Below are 15,006 nucleotides of genomic sequence, written 5' to 3'. Positions count from 1 at the left end.
GTTCGGGGGCGGGGAGGATGCCGAAGACGCTGGGCGCGCGCTCGGCAAGCTGGCGCACGTCGACGGAGAGGCCCGCGACCAGGGCGACGCCCAAGCCCAGCGACACGGCCACGGCCGCGACGGCGCCGCGGGCGCGCTCGGCCGGGGTGCTGCGGAACGCTTCCATGCCGCTTCATGTGGGCGTCCCGGCCGCCGCGGCAAGGGCGGCCCGGGCGGGCGATCAGCCCTCGTCGCCGTAGATCGCGACGATGCGCTTCGTGCCGGACGTGACCTTGCCGCGGTACATGCCGGGCGTGTTGAAGCTCCACGTCGCCTCGCCATTCGGGCCGGTGACGATGACGCCGCCGGTGCCGCCGAGTGCCAGCGTTTCCGCCATCACCGTGTCCGCCGCGGCTTGCAGGCTCTCGCCCTTGAAGCGGATGCGGGCGCAGATCTCGTGCGCGACGCCCTCGCGGATGAAGAACTCGCCCGCACCGGTGGCGGAGACGGCGCAGGCGCGGTCGTCGGCGTAGGTGCCCGCACCGATCAGCGGCGAATCGCCGACGCGGCCCCAGCGCTTGCCGGTGACGCCGCCCGTCGAGGTGGCGGCGGCGACATGGCCGGCCTGGTCGCGCGCGACGGCGCCGACGGTGCCGTATTTCATGTCGACGTCGAACCAGCCGAGCTTCTTGGCCTTGAGCTCGTCGAGCTGGCGGCGGCGCTCGTCGGTGGCGAACCAGCTGGGGTCGACCTGTTCCAGCCCCTGTTCGGTCGAGAAGATGTCGGCGCCCTTGCCGGCGAGGAGGACGTGCGGGCTCTTGTCCATCACCGCGCGGGCGAGGCTGACGGGGTGGCGGGTGCGGGTGACGCCGGCCACGGCGCCGGCCTTGCGGTTCGCCCCGTCCATGATCGCGGCGTCGAGTTCGTTGGTGCCTTCATAGGTGAAGACGGCGCCGCGGCCGGCGTTGAAGCTGGGATCGTCCTCCAGCACGTGGATCGCGGCTTCGACCGCATCGACCGCGCTGCCGCCCTTGGCGAGCACCGCTTCGCCGGCGGCGAGCGCGGCGTCGAGGCCGGCGCGGGCGGCGGCCTCGCGCTCCGGGGTCATGCGGGCGCGCTCGATCACGCCGGCCCCGCCGTGGATCACCAGCGTCCAGTTGGGCTTCTGCTCGGCGGCGGCGGGAGAGGACATCAACAGGGCTCCGATCAACAGGGCTAGGCGCATCGTGCGGCTCCAGAAGGAGCGCGCGGTGTAGCGCAGGATGCGATCGGGCAGAAGCGGCGGGGCAGTTCCGTACCCCGGCGGAGGCCGGGGGCCAGTTGGGAAAGCGGGGGTGAGGCGCCTCGGACGTCCCCCACCTGGGCCCCCGGCCTTCGCCGGGGTACGGAAGAGGCCCTGGGGCAGGGTTGGTTCTGCCAGGCACCCCCCAAGTCCGGCGCGCCTTCCGCCTGCCACACTGCGCGTCTATATGGGGCGGAGCCCCGACAGCCTCTGCGAGAAGATCCCCATGTCCGTCCGCCCCTGGCGCGATATCGTCCGCCGTCCGAGCCGCCAGATCATGGTCGGCAACGTGCCCGTCGGCGGCGATGCCCCGGTGACGGTGCAGACGATGACCAACACGCCGACTCCGGACGTGCGCGCGACCGTGGACCAGATCCGCCGCTGCGAAGAGGCGGGCGTCGACATCATCCGCGTGTCCTGCCCGGACGTGGAATCGACCGCGGCGCTCAAGCAGATCGTGCGCGCGTCGCGGGTGCCGATCGTCGCGGACATCCATTTCCACTATAAGCGCGCGCTGGAAGCCGCCGACGCGGGTGCGGCGTGCCTGCGCATCAACCCGGGCAACATCGGCTCGTCGGAGCGCGTGGCCGAAGTGGTGCGCGCCGCCAAGGCCAATGGCTGCGCGATCCGCATCGGCGTGAACGCCGGCAGCCTGGAGAAGGACCTGCTCGAGAAATACGGCGAGCCGTGCCCGGAGGCGCTGGTCGAAAGCGCGCTCGACCATATCAAGCTGCTGCAGGACCACGACTTTCACGAGTACAAGGTTGCGGTGAAGGCATCGGACGTGTTCCTGGCGGTTGCGGCCTACCAGGGGCTGGCCGAGGCGACCGACTGCCCGCTGCACCTGGGGATCACCGAGGCGGGCGGGCTGATCGGCGGCACGGTCAAGTCGTCGATCGGCATCGGATCGCTGCTGTGGTTCGGGATCGGCGACACCATCCGCGTGTCGCTGTCGGCCGAGCCCGAGGAGGAGGTGCGCGTCGGCTTCGAGATCCTGAAGGCGCTGGGCATCCGCAACCGCGGCGTGCGCGTCGTGTCGTGCCCGTCGTGCGCGCGCCAGGGCTTCGACGTGATCCGCACCGTGCAGAAGCTGGAGGAGCGGCTGCAGCACATCCGCACGCCCATGTCGCTGTCGGTGCTCGGCTGCGTGGTGAACGGCCCGGGCGAGGCGCGCGAGACCGACATCGGCATCACCGGCGGCGGCAACGGCCGCCACATGGTCTATCTGTCGGGCGTCACCGACCATCATGTCGAGGATGCCGACATGGTCGACCACATCGTCCGGCTGGTCGAGGCCAAGGCCGCCGAGATCGAGGCGCAGGCCGCGGCGCTGGAGCAGGCGGCGGCGGAGTAACCCCGCCACTGGAGAGACCTCTGCGGAAGCCACTTTCCGTGCTCCCGCGCAGGCGGGAGCCCAGGGCGTCATATACCGCAAGCCGTTGTTCTGCTTGGCTCTGGATCCCCGCCTGCGCGGGGATACGGCGGAATTTGAGGCGGCTGTCCCGCCTTTCGTAGAGGCCTCGCACTGGACGGGGCGGGCGTTTGCCCGCATCCACCGCCCATGACCCGGACCAACACCCCGCCCGCGGTGGCCTTTGCGGCGGCATCGGCGGGCATCGCCATTTATTCGTGCATGGATGCCCTGATGAAGGGGCTGAGCATCGCCAGCGGCGCGTACAGCGCGGTGCTGTGGCGCTCGGTTGCGGGGGTGCTGCTGACCGGCACGGTGTTTCTGGCGCGGCGGCAGCGCTGGCCGGCGCGCAGGGCGCTCAGGCTGCATGTCGTGCGCGGGCTGGCGGCGGGGCTGTCGGTGCTGCTGTTCTTCTGGGGGCTGGTGCGGGTGCCGATGGCGCAGGGGGTGGCGCTCACCTTTCTGTCGCCGCTGATCGCGCTGTTCCTGGCGGCGGCGCTGCTGGGCGAGCGGATCCGGCGCGCGGCGATCCTCGGATCGGTGGTGGCGGCCGTGGGCGTGCTGGTGATCGCGCTGGGCCAGGCGCAGGCCGGCGCCTCGGCCGATGTGGTGCTGGGTGCGCTCGCGATCGTGCTCGCCTCCGTCCTCTACGCCTATAGCCTGATCCTGCTGCGCCAGCAGGCGCAGCTCGCCGATCCGCTGGAGGTGACGCTGTTCACCAGCCTGGTGATCGGCGTGCTGCTAGCACTCGGTGCGCCGTGGCTGGCGACGTGGCCGGCGAGCGACCAACTGGTGCCGATCGTCGGATCGGCGATCCTGGGCTCGATCTCGGCGCTGCTGCTCGCCTGGTCCTATGGCCGGGCGGAGGCGCAGGTGCTGGCACCGGTCGAATACACCGCCTTTGTCTGGGCGGCGCTGCTCGGCTACCTCGTGTTCGACGAGCGGGTGTCGCCGTTCACCGTTGCGGGTGCGTTGCTGATCGTCGGCGGCTGCCTGGTGGCGGTGCGCGGCGCCGCCCCGGTTTCCCAGAGCGAGGCAGGGGCATGATCGCAATCCGAACCGCCACTCCGGACGATGCGGGGCTGATCTTCGGCTTCGTGCGCGATCTGGCGCGCCACGAGGACGCCGAGGACAAGCTGGTCGCGACCGAGGCGCTGCTGCGCCGGGCGCTCGAGGAGCGCGGGGTCGAGGCGGCGATCGCCGAGCAGGACGGACAGGCGGTGGGCGCCGCGCTGTTCTTTCACAAGCACTCGACCTGGAGCGGCTGGAACGGGCTGTACCTAGAGGACCTGTACGTCGCGCCCGAGGCGCGCGGATCCGGCGCGGGCCGGGCGCTGCTCGCCCATGTCGCGGCGGTTGGCGTCGCGCGCGAGTGCACGCGGGTGGAATGGGCGGTGAGCGACACCAACGCCGCCGCCGCCGGCTTCTACCGGAGTCTCGGCGCCGAGCCGATGCCGTGGCGCATCTACCGGGTTTCGGGCGCGGCGCTGGCGCGGCTGGCGGGGGAGTGACCGACCAGGTCGGCTCCGCGCCTGGCCAGCCTACGGCCTAGTTCGCGCGTTCGATCCATGCCGCGGGAACCGGCTTACCCTCTCTCCGTGCAGCGCTGATCGCCGCCTGGAACTGTGCTCTGCTTTCCTCGGCCTTCCCCATCCGGCCAAGCAGGATGCCAGCGTTGATACGGCTCTGGGTGTCGTTGACGTCCCTGCTCGCCAGTTCACGGTACCACCGTACCGCGGCCTCGCTGTCGCCTTCCTTCAAGGCCCAGGACGCGAGCGTTCCCACTGCTGCCCGTTCTTCCGCTTCCGACATCATGCCCGTGTCGAACATGGCGGTCAAAGACCGGCGCTTTGCGGCAGCATCCGATTGCAGATCAGCAATGCGATAGAGGTACCCGTGAACGACGTATTGCTCCTCGACCGTGAGATTGGCGTCGCTCGCGAGCGATGAGGCGATTTGCCCAGCTTCGGCGGCGTGCATCGCGGTCATAGCCTTTTCCACGCGAACCAGGGCACAGGCGATCCGCTTGCGGATCAACGCGCCTTCAGCCTTGCACGTCTTCCATTGTTTGGTGCCGATGGACTGCCAGGCGTCCATGCCCGAATCCGACGTCAGCCCTCCCAAGCTCGTCGCACTGGCGATGTGCGGATTGTTCTGGAGGCTGCGCTGGGGAATTCGGGATCCGGTAACCATCTTGCGCCGCAGATTGGACGGATCGGGCTCGTCGGGATTGAATCCTCCCTCCACCACGATGTCCTCCCGCCCGGAGTCTTCCGACGGCGCTGTCGTGGATTGGGCTGATGCTTCTTGTGAGACCAGCAGAAGGAACGGCAACAATAGGATGCCCGAAACCATGTCGACCTCACAACCTCGGATCGGACAGCGTAGGTAGGGCCATGCGGCTGTCAAGCGATGCTACGGAGCCCCTTCCGGCCTGGCCTCCCAGGTCCGGAGCCGGCATTGCGGTGCGCTCGAGAGTCCGCTTCTTTCGAGTTTTGAACTTGGTGAGGGTCGCATGGCAGTCGATGCAGGGCTGATCGAATGGGTGGGCGAGGCGCTGGCGCCGGTAGGCCATGTCACGTCGCGGCGGATGATGGGCGGGGCGACGCTCTATTGTGATGGCACCATCTTTGCGATCGCGTTCGATGACGGGCTCTGGTTCAAGGCGGATGCGGAGAGCGACGCGGCCTGGGACGCGGCCGGCTGCGTGCGCTTCACCTATGCCAAGGGCGACGGCACCACCGGATCGATGAACTACCGGCGCGCGCCCGACGACGTCTATGACGATGCGGACGCGATGCGGGAGTGGGCCGGGCTCGCGCTGGCGGCAGGGGCGCGGGCGCCGAAGTCGAAGCCGAAGCGCAAGGCAGGCCGGACGACCTCAGGTAGAACCGTTCGTGCTGAGTAGGGGCTGAGCCTGGCGAAGCGCCGTATCGAAGCACCTGCCCAGGTCCTTCGATACGCCGTTTCGACTTCGCTCAACGGCAACTCAGGACGAACGGGTACACGCAACGGGATCACGCTCCAGGCGCTGAAACGACGAACCCCGCCGGCACCTGGGTGCCGACGGGGTCCAGATCGCGTGTCGCTCAGCGCTTAGTCGCGGCCGGGCACGTCGTGGTCGAGCGGTTCCTCGCCACGGTCCTTGGCGGCGTTGTAGCGCTCGATCGCCTCCAGGGTGATGCGCGCTGCTTCTTCGGCGTCGCCCCAGGTGCCGACGCGCACCCACTTCTGCTTCTCCAGATCCTTGTAGTGGGTGAAGAAGTGCTCGATCTGCTGGAACACGATTTCCGGCAGGTCGGCGCGGCCGCCGACCTTGGTGTAATAGGGGAAGGTCGAGTCCACCGGCACGCAGACGAGCTTCTCGTCGCCGCCGGCTTCGTCTTCCAGGTTCAGCACCGCGATCGGACGCGCGCGCACGACGCAGCCCGGGATGAACGGCGTGCGCGACACGACCAGCGCGTCGAGCGGATCGCCGTCCGGCGACAGCGTGTGCGGCACGAAGCCGTAGTTCGCCGGATAGCGCATCGGGGTGTGCAGGATGCGATCGACGAACAGCGCACCGGACGCCTTGTCGAACTCATACTTCACCGGCTCGCCGCCGGTCGGCACCTCGATGATGACGTTCAGGTCTTCCGGCGGGTTCTTGCCCACCGGCACCATGTCGATCCGCATGTCGTGTCGTCCCTTTTACTTGGCGGTGAGCAGGCGATCGAGGCCCGTCTCACCCTGTCCGGTCTTTTCCAGCCGCGGATAGCGCAGGCCATCGTGATAGTCGATTGCCACCTCGCGCAGCTTGTCGCCGTTCTTGACCAGCAGGCGGATGGGCGTGCGATTGCCCTTGGACGCGGTGACCGCGGCCTTGAGGCGATCGGCGCTGTAGCTTTCGCCGTTCACCGCGACGATGCTGCTGTCGACGGTGAGCCCCGCGTCGAACGCCGGGCTACCCCAGGCGACCGAGTTGACCGAGCCCGACTTGCCGGTGACGAGGCCCAGCGAATAGCTGAGATCGGCCTGCTCGCGGGTGCGGTCGTTGTTGACGAAATAGGGGGTCGGCTGGTCGCTGTAGACCAGGCGGTAGCCGTTGTTGGTGAAGCCGGCGAGCGGCGCGCGCTCCGACACGCCGTTGACGCGGCTGTTGAGGAAGCCGGCCCAGTCATAGGGCTGGATGCCGTTCAGCGTCTGGACCACGTCGTCCAGCGTGTAGGTGAGGACGCCCCAGTCGCCGTCGCGCACACCGAAGAAGGCGCGGGCGAAGTCGTCGATGCTCTTGGCGCCGCCCGACTGCTGGCGGAGGATCGAGTCGACCTCCATCCAGATCAGCAGGCCCTCGTTGTAATAGTCCTCCGAACGCTGCCAGCTGGTCCAGCCCTTGGGCCGGCGCGCGGAGATGATCGGATCGTTGGTGGTGTCGACCAGCGGGCGCCACTCGCGCGCACGGCGGGTGTCGAGGCTGGCTGCGATCGCGGCATAGGCGTCGAGCGTGTCCTGCTTGGTGACGATGCCCGAGCGTGCCTGGAGCACATAGCCCCAGAACTGGGTCTGGCCTTCATAGACCCATAGCAGCGAGTTGCGCATCGGCGTGCGATAGTCCGGCGTCCACAGGTCCGCGCCGCGGCGGAACTTGCCGTCCCAGCTGTGGCTGAATTCGTGCGGCAGCAGGTTGCGGCTGCCGGCACCGTCGTTCCACTTGGTGAAATAGCCCGGCTTCACGCCGTTTTCGGAGCTGCGGTGATGCTCCAGGCCGATGCCGCCCATGGTGTCGGTGATCGCCAGCAGGAACTCATACTTGTCGTAGTGCTGGGCGCCGAACGCGCGGGTCGCCTGCTCGACCAGGCGCTTGTGCGCGTCGATCTGCTCGGGCGTGGCGTTGAGCTCTTCCGGGGTGTCGGCGAAGACGTTGAGGTCGACGCGCGGCGACAGCGCCCACTGGCGATAATATTTGCCGGCAAAGGTGGGGGAGTCGACCAGCGTCTCGTAGCTGGTGCGCTGGTAGGAATAGATCGAGCCGTTGTTGGTCGCCGGCAGGCCTGCCGCAGCACTCCAGCCGGCCGGATATTTGGCGGTCGCCTGGATCGGGATGCGGCGGGTGAAATAGCCGGCCGGGTAGAGGCTGACCGAGTTCCACTGGAGGTTCAGCATCGAGGGCGCCATGACGATGCGGCCCTGGTCGCCGGCGGTCGCCGACAGGAACTGGAAGCTGACGTCCAGCTTCTTGGCGCCGGCCGGCACATCGATGTGAAAGGCGAAGACGTCGACCGGATCGCGGGTCCAGGGCACCACCTTGCCATTGGCGCGGATCACCAGGCCGGCGAGCTTCTCGATCTCACCGCGCGGGCTGTGGGCGCCCGGCAGCCACTTCGGGAACAGCAGCACCATGTGGCCCGCCTCGGCGACCGGAATGGTCTCCTTCACGTTGAAGATGCCGCGCTGGATGTCGGTCGCGTCGACCTCCAGCAGGAGGGTGCCGGGATAGTCGACGTCGCGCGGGGCGGGGATGGTGTCGGTGAAGGGCACCGGCTGCGGCAGGGTGTTGCCGGCGGGGTTCAGCTGCGCATGGGCGGGAACGGCAGAAGCGAGCAACAGGGCGGCGAACGCAGGAGTGCGAAACATGACGGCCTTTCGTCGAGGTGGGATGGATATCGTGTAACGACATATCGCAGCGGGCGTCCAGCCTGTCGCAAGGCGGGACACGATTCCGGCTTCGATCCGCCGGGTGCGGCGGCTAGGGTCGGGCATGGCTTCCACGCTCGTGCCCGCTGCCGACACCGCCCCCGCCGCCGATCCGCGCCCGCGATCGGCGGTGAGCACGGGCACCGGCCTCGCGGGCATGGCCGGGCTGCTCGCCTGGGTCGCAATCGCGCGCCACTATGGTATGGACGGGCCCTATGCGGCGCTGGTGAACCTCGTCGCCTGCGGGCTGCCGATGCTGGCCTGGTCGGTGCTGGTGGACAAGGTGCACCGCAACCCATCCACCGGCATCGACTGGGCGAACCCGCGGCCGTGGCGGGCGACGCTGGACGTCAGCATCACCAAGCTGGCGGGGCTGTGGGCGACCTGGGTGGGGATCGCGCTGCTCTATGCGACGGGGCGCTTCTATTGGGACGGCGGCTTCGCCTTTGCCATGTGGTGCTTCGGCTATGCGGCGCCGGTGCTGTTCGTGCTGTCGATCCCCTATGTGCTGTGGATCGATCGCCACCTGGTGGCGCCGCGCGACGGCTGCTGGGCGTTCGGCGCCTGGCTGATGCACCTGGACGAGCCGATCGAGCGCGAGGCGATCTTCGACCATCTGCGCGCCTGGGCGGTGAAGGCGTTCTTCCTGGCGTTCATGCTGGGGATCGTGCCGGGCGGCTTCCGCGAGTTCGTCGCCGCCGACACGGCCACGGTGCTGCACGATCCCGTGGCGCTGGCGCAATGGCTGATCACCTTCATGTTCCTGGTGGACGTGGCGTTTGCGACCTGCGGCTATATCCTTGCGCTGCGGCCGATCGACACGCACATCCGCTCGGCCAATCCCTATGCGGCCGGCTGGGTGGCGGCGCTGATCTGCTACCCCCCGTTCGTGCTGATGGGCGACGGCGGCCCGCTCGACTATCATCCGGGCGGGGCCGAGTGGACGCACTGGTTCGCGGGGCATCCGGTGATCCTGGCGGCGATCGGCGCGGCGCTGGTGGCGCTGACGTTCGTCTATGCGTGGGCGACGGTGGCGTTCGGGCTGCGCTTCTCCAACCTCACCAATCGGGGGATCATCACCAACGGGCCGTACGCGTGGAGCCGCCACCCGGCCTATCTGTCGAAGAACCTGTTCTGGTGGCTGGTGAGCTGGCCGATGCTGGTGACGACCGGCAACTGGCTGGACGCGTTCCGCAACACCGCAATCCTGGGGCTGGTGAGCGGCGTCTATTACTGGCGCGCGCGCACCGAGGAGCGGCACCTGCTCGCCGATCCGGACTATCGTGCGTATTATGATTGGGCAGGCCGCAACGCGGTGGTGCCGCGGTTCTTCCGGTGGGTGGCGGGCAAGTAAAGCCCGTACCCCGGCGAGGCCGGGGTCCAGTTGGGGGGCAGGCGAGAGGGCGCGCGACCTCATTCAGGCTATCCCACCTGGGCCCCGGCCTTCGCCGGGGTACAAGCTAGGCCGGAATAGAAGCTCCGGTGCCGGCGCTTAGAACGTCAGTTCGTCGTACACGCGTGTGACGTCGCCGTCCCAGCTGCTGCCGTAGCGGTCGAGCAGCTGCTGCGCGGGTACCCGGCCGTCGCGCACCACGTCGCGCAAGGGGGTGAGGAAGCCGGTCTCGTCGTCGCCGGCGGCGTCGAGGCGGCCGCGCGCCTTGAGGCCGGCGCCGGCGATGTCGAGTACCTGCCGGGCGATGTCGCGCAGCGTGCCCGAAGCGCCAAGCGGTGCGTCGAGGCCGAGACGCGGCACGGAGTCGCGCAGCGCCTGGCGGGTCTCCAGGCTCCAGTCCTTGACGAGGTCCCAGGCGGCATCGAGCGCGCCCTGGTCGTAGAGGAGGCCGACCCAGAGCGCGGGCAGCGCGCAGATCCGGCCCCAGGGGCCGCCATCGGCGCCGCGCATCTCCAGGAAGGTCTTGAGCCGCACTTCCGGGAAGGCGGTGGAGAGATGGTCGGCCCAGTCGTCCATCGTCGGCAGCTCGCCGGGGAGGACGGAGAGCTCGCCCTTGAGGAAGTCGCGGAAGGAGAGCCCGGCGGCGTCGATATACTTGCCGTCGCGGTAGACGAAGTACATCGGCACATCGAGCGCATAGTCGGCGTAGCGCTCGTAGCCGAAGCCGTCTTCGAACACGAAGGGCAGCATGCCGGTGCGGTGCGGATCGGTGTCCGACCAGATGTGGCTGCGATAGGAAAGCATGCCGTTGGGCTTGCCCTCGGTAAAAGGCGAGTTGGCGAACAGCGCGGTCGCGAGCGGCTGGAGCGCGAGGCCGACGCGGAACTTCTGCACCATGTCCGCCTCCGACGCATAGTCGAGGTTCACCTGGATGGTGCAGGTGCGCAGCATCATGTCGAGCCCCATGCCGCCGACGCGCGGCATGTGGTTGAGCATGATCGCGTAGCGGCCCTTGGGCATGATCGGCAGTTCGGCGCGGGTCTTGTCCGGCCACATGCCGAGGCCCAAGAACCCCAGGCCCAGCTTCTCGCCGACGGCCTTCACCTGTTGCAGGTGGCGGCCGGTTTCGCCGCAGGTCTGGTGCAGGTTTTCGAGCGGAGCGCCCGAGAGTTCGAGCTGGCCGGCGGGCTCCAGGCTGACGGTGCCGTCCTTGCCGGCGAGCGCGATGACCTTGCCGTTCTCCTCGATCGGCGTCCAGCCGAACTCGGTCAGCGCCAGCAGCAGGTCGCGGATGCCGCCGGGCTCGTCATAGCTCGGCGCGCGATGATCGCTGGTGCGGAACACGAATTTCTCGTGCTCGGTGCCGATGCGCCAGCGTTCCGCGGGCTTCTCGCCGCCTGCGAAATAGCCGATCAGCTGATCGCGGGTCTCGATGACCGCTGCGCTGGTGTCCGAAACGGTCTTGGTGCTCATGGGCTGCGCCCATAGGCGGTGCCGCGATGCGGCGCCAGCGGCGTTTTGCTACCAGTCGCCCGCGCTGGTCATCCAGACGCTGATCGCCGCTGCCGCCGCCGTCTCCGCGCGCAGGATGCGGGGGCCGAGCGTCAGTCCATGTGCCTGAGGAAGCGCGCGAATCGCTTCGCGCTCCTCCGCGTCGAAGCCGCCCTCCGGCCCGATCAGCACGGCGCCGGGGCCGCGGTGCTGCGCCATGGTCGTGGACGCCGGGGCGCCGCCGGTCTCGTCGGCGAAGAACAGCGCGCGCTCGGCCGGCCAGTCGCGCAGCAGCGCGGCGAGCTTCACCGGCTCGGCGAGCTCGGGCAGGGCGGTGCGGTCGCACTGCTCGGCCGCCTCGATCGCATGGGCGCGCAGCCGGTCGAGGTTGAGCCGGTCGACCACGGTGCGGCGGGTGAGCACCGGGACGATGCGCGCCACGCCCAGCTCGCACGCCTTTTCCACCGTCCAGTCGATGCGGCCCTTCTTGAGCGGGGCGGCGCAGAGCCACAGGTCGGGCACCGGCTCCCGCGGGCGCAGCTGGTCGGTCACCTGGAGGGTGAGGTCGCGCTTGCCGGCATGGGCGACGGTCGCGAGCCACTCGCCGGTCTGGTCGTCGAACAGCTTGACCGGATCGCCCGGCTTCGCGCGCAGCACCGACAGCAGGTAATGCGCCTGCGGGCCGTCGATGCGGATCGCCGCATCCGGCGCGATCGTCGCTTCCAGGAACAGGCGCGGGGTGGACTGCGGCGGCCAGGCGGGGGTTGCGGGCATGGCGGCGGTGTTAGGCGAAGCCGGCGGCTTCGTCACGCCACCGGGCAATCGTCGGCGACGATGACGCGGTCGCGCCCCTCCTTCTTCGCCTGGTACATGGCGGCGTCCGCGCGATCGGTCGCGGTGTCGATCGTGTCGCCGGGCGTCACGCAATAGGCGCCGACGCTGAGCGTGATCGGGACGCGCGCGCCATCAACCAGCACGACGGGAGCCGCGCAGACGGCCGCGACCAGCCGGTCCGAGACGGTTTCCAGAGGATCGGCGCCGAGGCCGGGCAAGAGCACGATGAATTCGTCGCCTCCCCAGCGGCCGCACAGGTCCGTGGGGCGGAGCGCGGCCTGGATGCGGTGCGCGATCTCCGCCACCACGGCATCGCCCGCGACATGGCCGAAGCGGTCGTTGATCTGCTTGAACCGATCGACGTCGATCAGCAGCAGCCCGACCGAGCCCGCGCCGCGCTGGCGCTGCACCGCCTCGAACGCCGCCACGAAGCCGCGGCGGTTGGCGACGCCGGTTGCCGAATCGCGGTTGGCGAGCCGTTCCAGCTCGATCGTCCGCTCGCGCACCCGCGCTTCGAGCGAGCGGGTGTGTTCGGCCACCGCGCGCGCCATCGCCGCGAACCGGCGCGACAGGCGCCCGATCTCGTCGTTGCGATCGGAGTCGAGCTGTTCGGCGGGTTGGAAGTTGCCGCGTTCCGCCTCGATCACGCTCATCTCGAGCTGGCGGAGCGGATCGAGCACCACGCGCTTGAACAGGACGACGGCGAGCGCGCCGCCGATCACCAGCATCAGCACGATCAGCGCGGCCAGAGGACCGAACAGGCGGCGGTCCACCATGGCATCGGTGTCCATCACCGTCACATTGTACCAGTCGAGCCCGTTCAGATAACCGACGCCGACGAGCACCCGTTCGCCGCCCATCTCCAGGAAGCTGGATCGTGCGGACGCGCGGCCCGAGGCGACGTCCGCCATCATCGCGTGCAGCCGGGCGCGATCGTCAGCGTTGCTCAGCATGGCGAAGACGGTGGGCGGATGCTTGCGGTTGGGGTCGGAATAGCGGTCGACCTTGCTCGGATCGCGATGCGCCTGCACCGCCCCGTCGTGGTCGACGAAGAAGGTGGAGACGCCGGCCTGGGTGTCGGCCAGCGCCTCGTGCACGAAGGAGGAAAGATCGACGGCGGTCCCGGTGACGCCCAGCGCCTTGCCCTCGAAGCGGATGACGCAGTTGACGAACACGCGCGTGCGCTTGGCGAGATCGTCCGCGTCGACGTTCAGGTGGCAGTCGCGCGGGCGGGACAGCGCCTCGAAGAACCAGCGGTCGCGGTTGTTGCCCGGCTGCACGGTGAGGCGCGGGCGGTCGGCCGAATAGCGGCTGCCGGGCTCCTCGTAGAAATATTGGCGCGAGGCGGCGGAGCCCACGAAGAAGGTGCCGCCCGCCGACAGCTGCACGACGCGGCGCAGCTCGGCGATGGCGGCGCGGCGCTTTGCGGGATTGCCCTCGTCGCGCAGCCAGCCGATGAGCGCTTCCGAACGCGCGTTGGTTTCCGCGAGCGCGACATCCCGCTGGAGGGTGCCGAGGCCGCGTGCCCGGTCATAGAGCACCTGCCGCTCGGCAAAGCCCGACCCGAGCCGCACCAGAGTCAGGTCAACGACGCGGCCGAACGCCACGAAGCCGACCAGCGCGAGGAGGCCGATCAGCAGCATGCCCACCATCAGAACGCGGGCGGTCAGGCTGGCGGAGACCGCACGCCAGAACCCCTTGAAGGGGAGCAGCTTGTTCGACCTGATCTTGCGTCTCCTGGGATTCGGCGCTCGCTTTGTGGCGCCGTCCAGGGCCTTCAAGCACGTAAACAGTAAATAATGTAGTCGGTGAGCTCGGGCAACGCGGGAAGCGCGCGGGAGTTTCCCGGGCGACCACGCACACGGGCTGTCCAAGCTCTGTCCATCTGTGGCAGCAGGCCGCATGACATCCCCGATTCCCCCGTTGCAGCCCGGCCTACGCCCAGGCCCTTTCGCCCGTGTTCCCGAGACGAGGGGCGGCGCGCGATGACCGCCGCGACCGAGATCGTGCCCGACAGCGAGCATCGTGGGCTGGTCGGGCGGCTGCCGGCAGGGCTGCGGCCGTTCGCATTGCTGGCGCGCTTCGACCGGCCGATCGGCTGGTGGCTGCTGTTCTGGCCGGGCGCCTGGGCGATCGCGCTGGCAGGCCAGGGGATCGCGCGCTGGGACATGATCGCGTGGTTCCTGCTCGGCAGCATCGCGATGCGGGGCGCGGGCTGCGTCTACAACGACATCGTCGACCGCGACCTCGACCGGCAGGTGGCGCGCACGCGCAGCCGGCCGCTGGCGAGCGGGGCGGTGTCGCTGAAGGCGGCCTGGGGGTGGCTGTTGATCCTGTGCGCGGTCGGGCTGCTGGTGCTGGTGCAGCTGCGGCTGGCCGCCGCGATCGTCGCCGTCTCCAGCATCGTGCTGGTCGCCGCCTATCCTTTCATGAAGCGGATCACCTGGTGGCCGCAGGCGTGGCTTGGGATCGTGTTCAGCTGGGCAGCGCCGGTCGGCTGGGTGGAGGTGACGCACGGCAGCATCGTGCCGATGCTGCTGCTGTACGCGGGATCGATCACCTGGGTGATCGGCTACGACACCATCTATGCGCTGCAGGACGTGGAGGACGATGCGCTGGTGGGCGTGCGTTCGTCGGCACGGGCGATGGGGGCCAAGGTTCGGCCGGGGGTCGCGGTGCTGTACCTGGTGTCGCTGCTCTGCTGGGCGGGCGCCTTCTGGCAGGTGTTCCCGACGCCGCTGGCGCTTGTCGCGCTGCTGCCGATGGCGCTGCACTTGCTGTGGCAGGTGGCGACGCTTTCGCCGCAGGACGGGCACAACACGCTGGCGCGGTTCCGCAGCAATCGCGACGCGGGGCTGCTGATGTTCCTGGCCTGCCTGGTGGTGGGGACCGCCGCCTGAATCGCCGCCGCGGCTTTGACCTTGGGGCCCCGGCTCCCTAAGT

At 69.3% G+C, this 15,006-nt stretch carries 13 protein-coding genes; 6 read left to right on the top strand and 7 right to left on the bottom strand.

Features of this window, described 5'->3' with window-relative positions:
- Positions 1-220 precede the first annotated feature (220 nt).
- A complete protein-coding gene (locus VPH46_RS13275) occupies positions 221-1,171 on the bottom strand; it encodes an isoaspartyl peptidase/L-asparaginase family protein (protein ID WP_416611919.1) in 951 nt (316 codons plus the stop codon).
- A 316-nt stretch (positions 1,172-1,487) separates the two neighbouring features.
- On the opposite strand from VPH46_RS13275, the gene ispG reads away from it, so the two are divergent.
- The 3 genes from ispG (at position 1,488) to VPH46_RS13260 (ending at position 4,183) form a co-directional block, all read left to right on the top strand.
- Entirely contained in the window at positions 1,488-2,615 is a 1,128-nt protein-coding gene (gene ispG / locus VPH46_RS13270; RefSeq protein ID WP_416611917.1) for a flavodoxin-dependent (E)-4-hydroxy-3-methylbut-2-enyl-diphosphate synthase, read from the top strand.
- A 207-nt stretch (positions 2,616-2,822) separates the two neighbouring features.
- Complete coding sequence (locus tag VPH46_RS13265; RefSeq protein WP_416611915.1) at positions 2,823-3,719, top strand: DMT family transporter; 897 nt, start codon at positions 2,823-2,825, stop codon at positions 3,717-3,719.
- A complete protein-coding gene (locus VPH46_RS13260) occupies positions 3,716-4,183 on the top strand; it encodes a GNAT family N-acetyltransferase (protein ID WP_416611913.1) in 468 nt (155 codons plus the stop codon). Before VPH46_RS13265 ends, VPH46_RS13260 begins: the two co-directional genes overlap by 4 nt.
- Positions 4,184-4,220: 37 nt before the next feature.
- On the opposite strand, the gene VPH46_RS13255 is transcribed toward VPH46_RS13260, so the two are convergent.
- The gene (locus VPH46_RS13255) at positions 4,221-5,027 is read right to left on the bottom strand and encodes a tetratricopeptide repeat protein (RefSeq protein ID WP_416611911.1); all 807 of its coding nucleotides are present in this window, start codon (positions 5,025-5,027) and stop codon (positions 4,221-4,223) included.
- A 160-nt stretch (positions 5,028-5,187) separates the two neighbouring features.
- Between VPH46_RS13255 and VPH46_RS13250 the strand changes: the two genes are divergently transcribed.
- Positions 5,188-5,580: a TfoX/Sxy family protein gene (locus tag VPH46_RS13250; protein ID WP_416611909.1), complete on the top strand. Its 393-nt coding sequence runs from the start codon at positions 5,188-5,190 to the stop codon at positions 5,578-5,580.
- Positions 5,581-5,768: 188 nt separating this feature from the next.
- On the opposite strand, the gene ppa is transcribed toward VPH46_RS13250, so the two are convergent.
- Entirely contained in the window at positions 5,769-6,347 is a 579-nt protein-coding gene (gene ppa / locus VPH46_RS13245; RefSeq protein WP_239436514.1) for an inorganic diphosphatase, read from the bottom strand.
- A gap of 15 nt (positions 6,348-6,362) precedes the next feature.
- Complete coding sequence (locus tag VPH46_RS13240; RefSeq protein ID WP_416611907.1) at positions 6,363-8,285, bottom strand: M61 family metallopeptidase; 1,923 nt, start codon at positions 8,283-8,285, stop codon at positions 6,363-6,365.
- A 124-nt stretch (positions 8,286-8,409) separates the two neighbouring features.
- On the opposite strand from VPH46_RS13240, the gene VPH46_RS13235 reads away from it, so the two are divergent.
- On the top strand, positions 8,410-9,699 hold the full coding sequence (locus tag VPH46_RS13235; protein ID WP_416611905.1) for a methyltransferase family protein: 1,290 nt from the start codon (positions 8,410-8,412) through the stop codon (positions 9,697-9,699).
- 138 nt (positions 9,700-9,837) lie between these two features.
- Here the strand turns inward: VPH46_RS13235 and VPH46_RS13230 are convergent, their stop codons facing one another.
- The 3 genes from VPH46_RS13230 to VPH46_RS13220 are packed head-to-tail and all read right to left on the bottom strand — an operon-like array spanning position 9,838 to position 13,715.
- Complete coding sequence (locus VPH46_RS13230) at positions 9,838-11,211, bottom strand: glutamate--cysteine ligase (RefSeq protein WP_416611903.1); 1,374 nt, start codon at positions 11,209-11,211, stop codon at positions 9,838-9,840.
- Positions 11,212-11,259: 48 nt separating this feature from the next.
- A complete protein-coding gene (locus VPH46_RS13225) occupies positions 11,260-12,003 on the bottom strand; it encodes a 16S rRNA (uracil(1498)-N(3))-methyltransferase (RefSeq protein ID WP_416611901.1) in 744 nt (247 codons plus the stop codon).
- A 32-nt stretch (positions 12,004-12,035) separates the two neighbouring features.
- Entirely contained in the window at positions 12,036-13,715 is a 1,680-nt protein-coding gene (locus tag VPH46_RS13220) for a GGDEF domain-containing protein (RefSeq protein ID WP_416611899.1), read from the bottom strand.
- Between the two features lie 333 nt (positions 13,716-14,048).
- On the opposite strand from VPH46_RS13220, the gene ubiA reads away from it, so the two are divergent.
- Positions 14,049-14,963, top strand: coding sequence for a 4-hydroxybenzoate octaprenyltransferase (gene ubiA, locus VPH46_RS13215; protein ID WP_416611897.1), 915 nt, complete (start codon positions 14,049-14,051; stop codon positions 14,961-14,963).
- Positions 14,964-15,006: the final 43 nt, after the last annotated feature.

The sequence above is a fragment of the Sphingomonas sp. MJ1 (PH-R8) genome, from assembly GCF_048058635.1.
Classification (GTDB): Bacteria; Pseudomonadota; Alphaproteobacteria; order Sphingomonadales; family Sphingomonadaceae; genus Sphingomonas.
The sequence above is the reverse complement of the archived record's forward strand: the minus strand, read 5'-3'. Positions and strand labels throughout refer to the sequence as shown.

Bases quoted from the DNA above. Each gene is read 5' to 3' on its own strand.
- VPH46_RS13275 (WP_416611919.1), bottom strand. From the start codon at position 1,171: ATGTCCTCTCCCGCCGCCGCCGAGCAGAAGCCCAACTGGACGCTGGTG.
- ispG (WP_416611917.1), top strand. From the start codon at position 1,488: ATGTCCGTCCGCCCCTGGCGCGATATCGTCCGCCGTCCGAGCCGCCAG.
- VPH46_RS13265 (WP_416611915.1), top strand. From the start codon at position 2,823: ATGACCCGGACCAACACCCCGCCCGCGGTGGCCTTTGCGGCGGCATCG.
- VPH46_RS13260 (WP_416611913.1), top strand. From the start codon at position 3,716: ATGATCGCAATCCGAACCGCCACTCCGGACGATGCGGGGCTGATCTTC.
- VPH46_RS13255 (WP_416611911.1), bottom strand. From the start codon at position 5,027: ATGGTTTCGGGCATCCTATTGTTGCCGTTCCTTCTGCTGGTCTCACAA.
- VPH46_RS13250 (WP_416611909.1), top strand. From the start codon at position 5,188: ATGGCAGTCGATGCAGGGCTGATCGAATGGGTGGGCGAGGCGCTGGCG.
- ppa (WP_239436514.1), bottom strand. From the start codon at position 6,347: ATGCGGATCGACATGGTGCCGGTGGGCAAGAACCCGCCGGAAGACCTG.
- VPH46_RS13240 (WP_416611907.1), bottom strand. From the start codon at position 8,285: ATGTTTCGCACTCCTGCGTTCGCCGCCCTGTTGCTCGCTTCTGCCGTT.
- VPH46_RS13235 (WP_416611905.1), top strand. From the start codon at position 8,410: ATGGCTTCCACGCTCGTGCCCGCTGCCGACACCGCCCCCGCCGCCGAT.
- VPH46_RS13230 (WP_416611903.1), bottom strand. From the start codon at position 11,211: ATGAGCACCAAGACCGTTTCGGACACCAGCGCAGCGGTCATCGAGACC.
- VPH46_RS13225 (WP_416611901.1), bottom strand. From the start codon at position 12,003: ATGCCCGCAACCCCCGCCTGGCCGCCGCAGTCCACCCCGCGCCTGTTC.
- VPH46_RS13220 (WP_416611899.1), bottom strand. From the start codon at position 13,715: ATGGTGGGCATGCTGCTGATCGGCCTCCTCGCGCTGGTCGGCTTCGTG.
- ubiA (WP_416611897.1), top strand. From the start codon at position 14,049: ATGACCGCCGCGACCGAGATCGTGCCCGACAGCGAGCATCGTGGGCTG.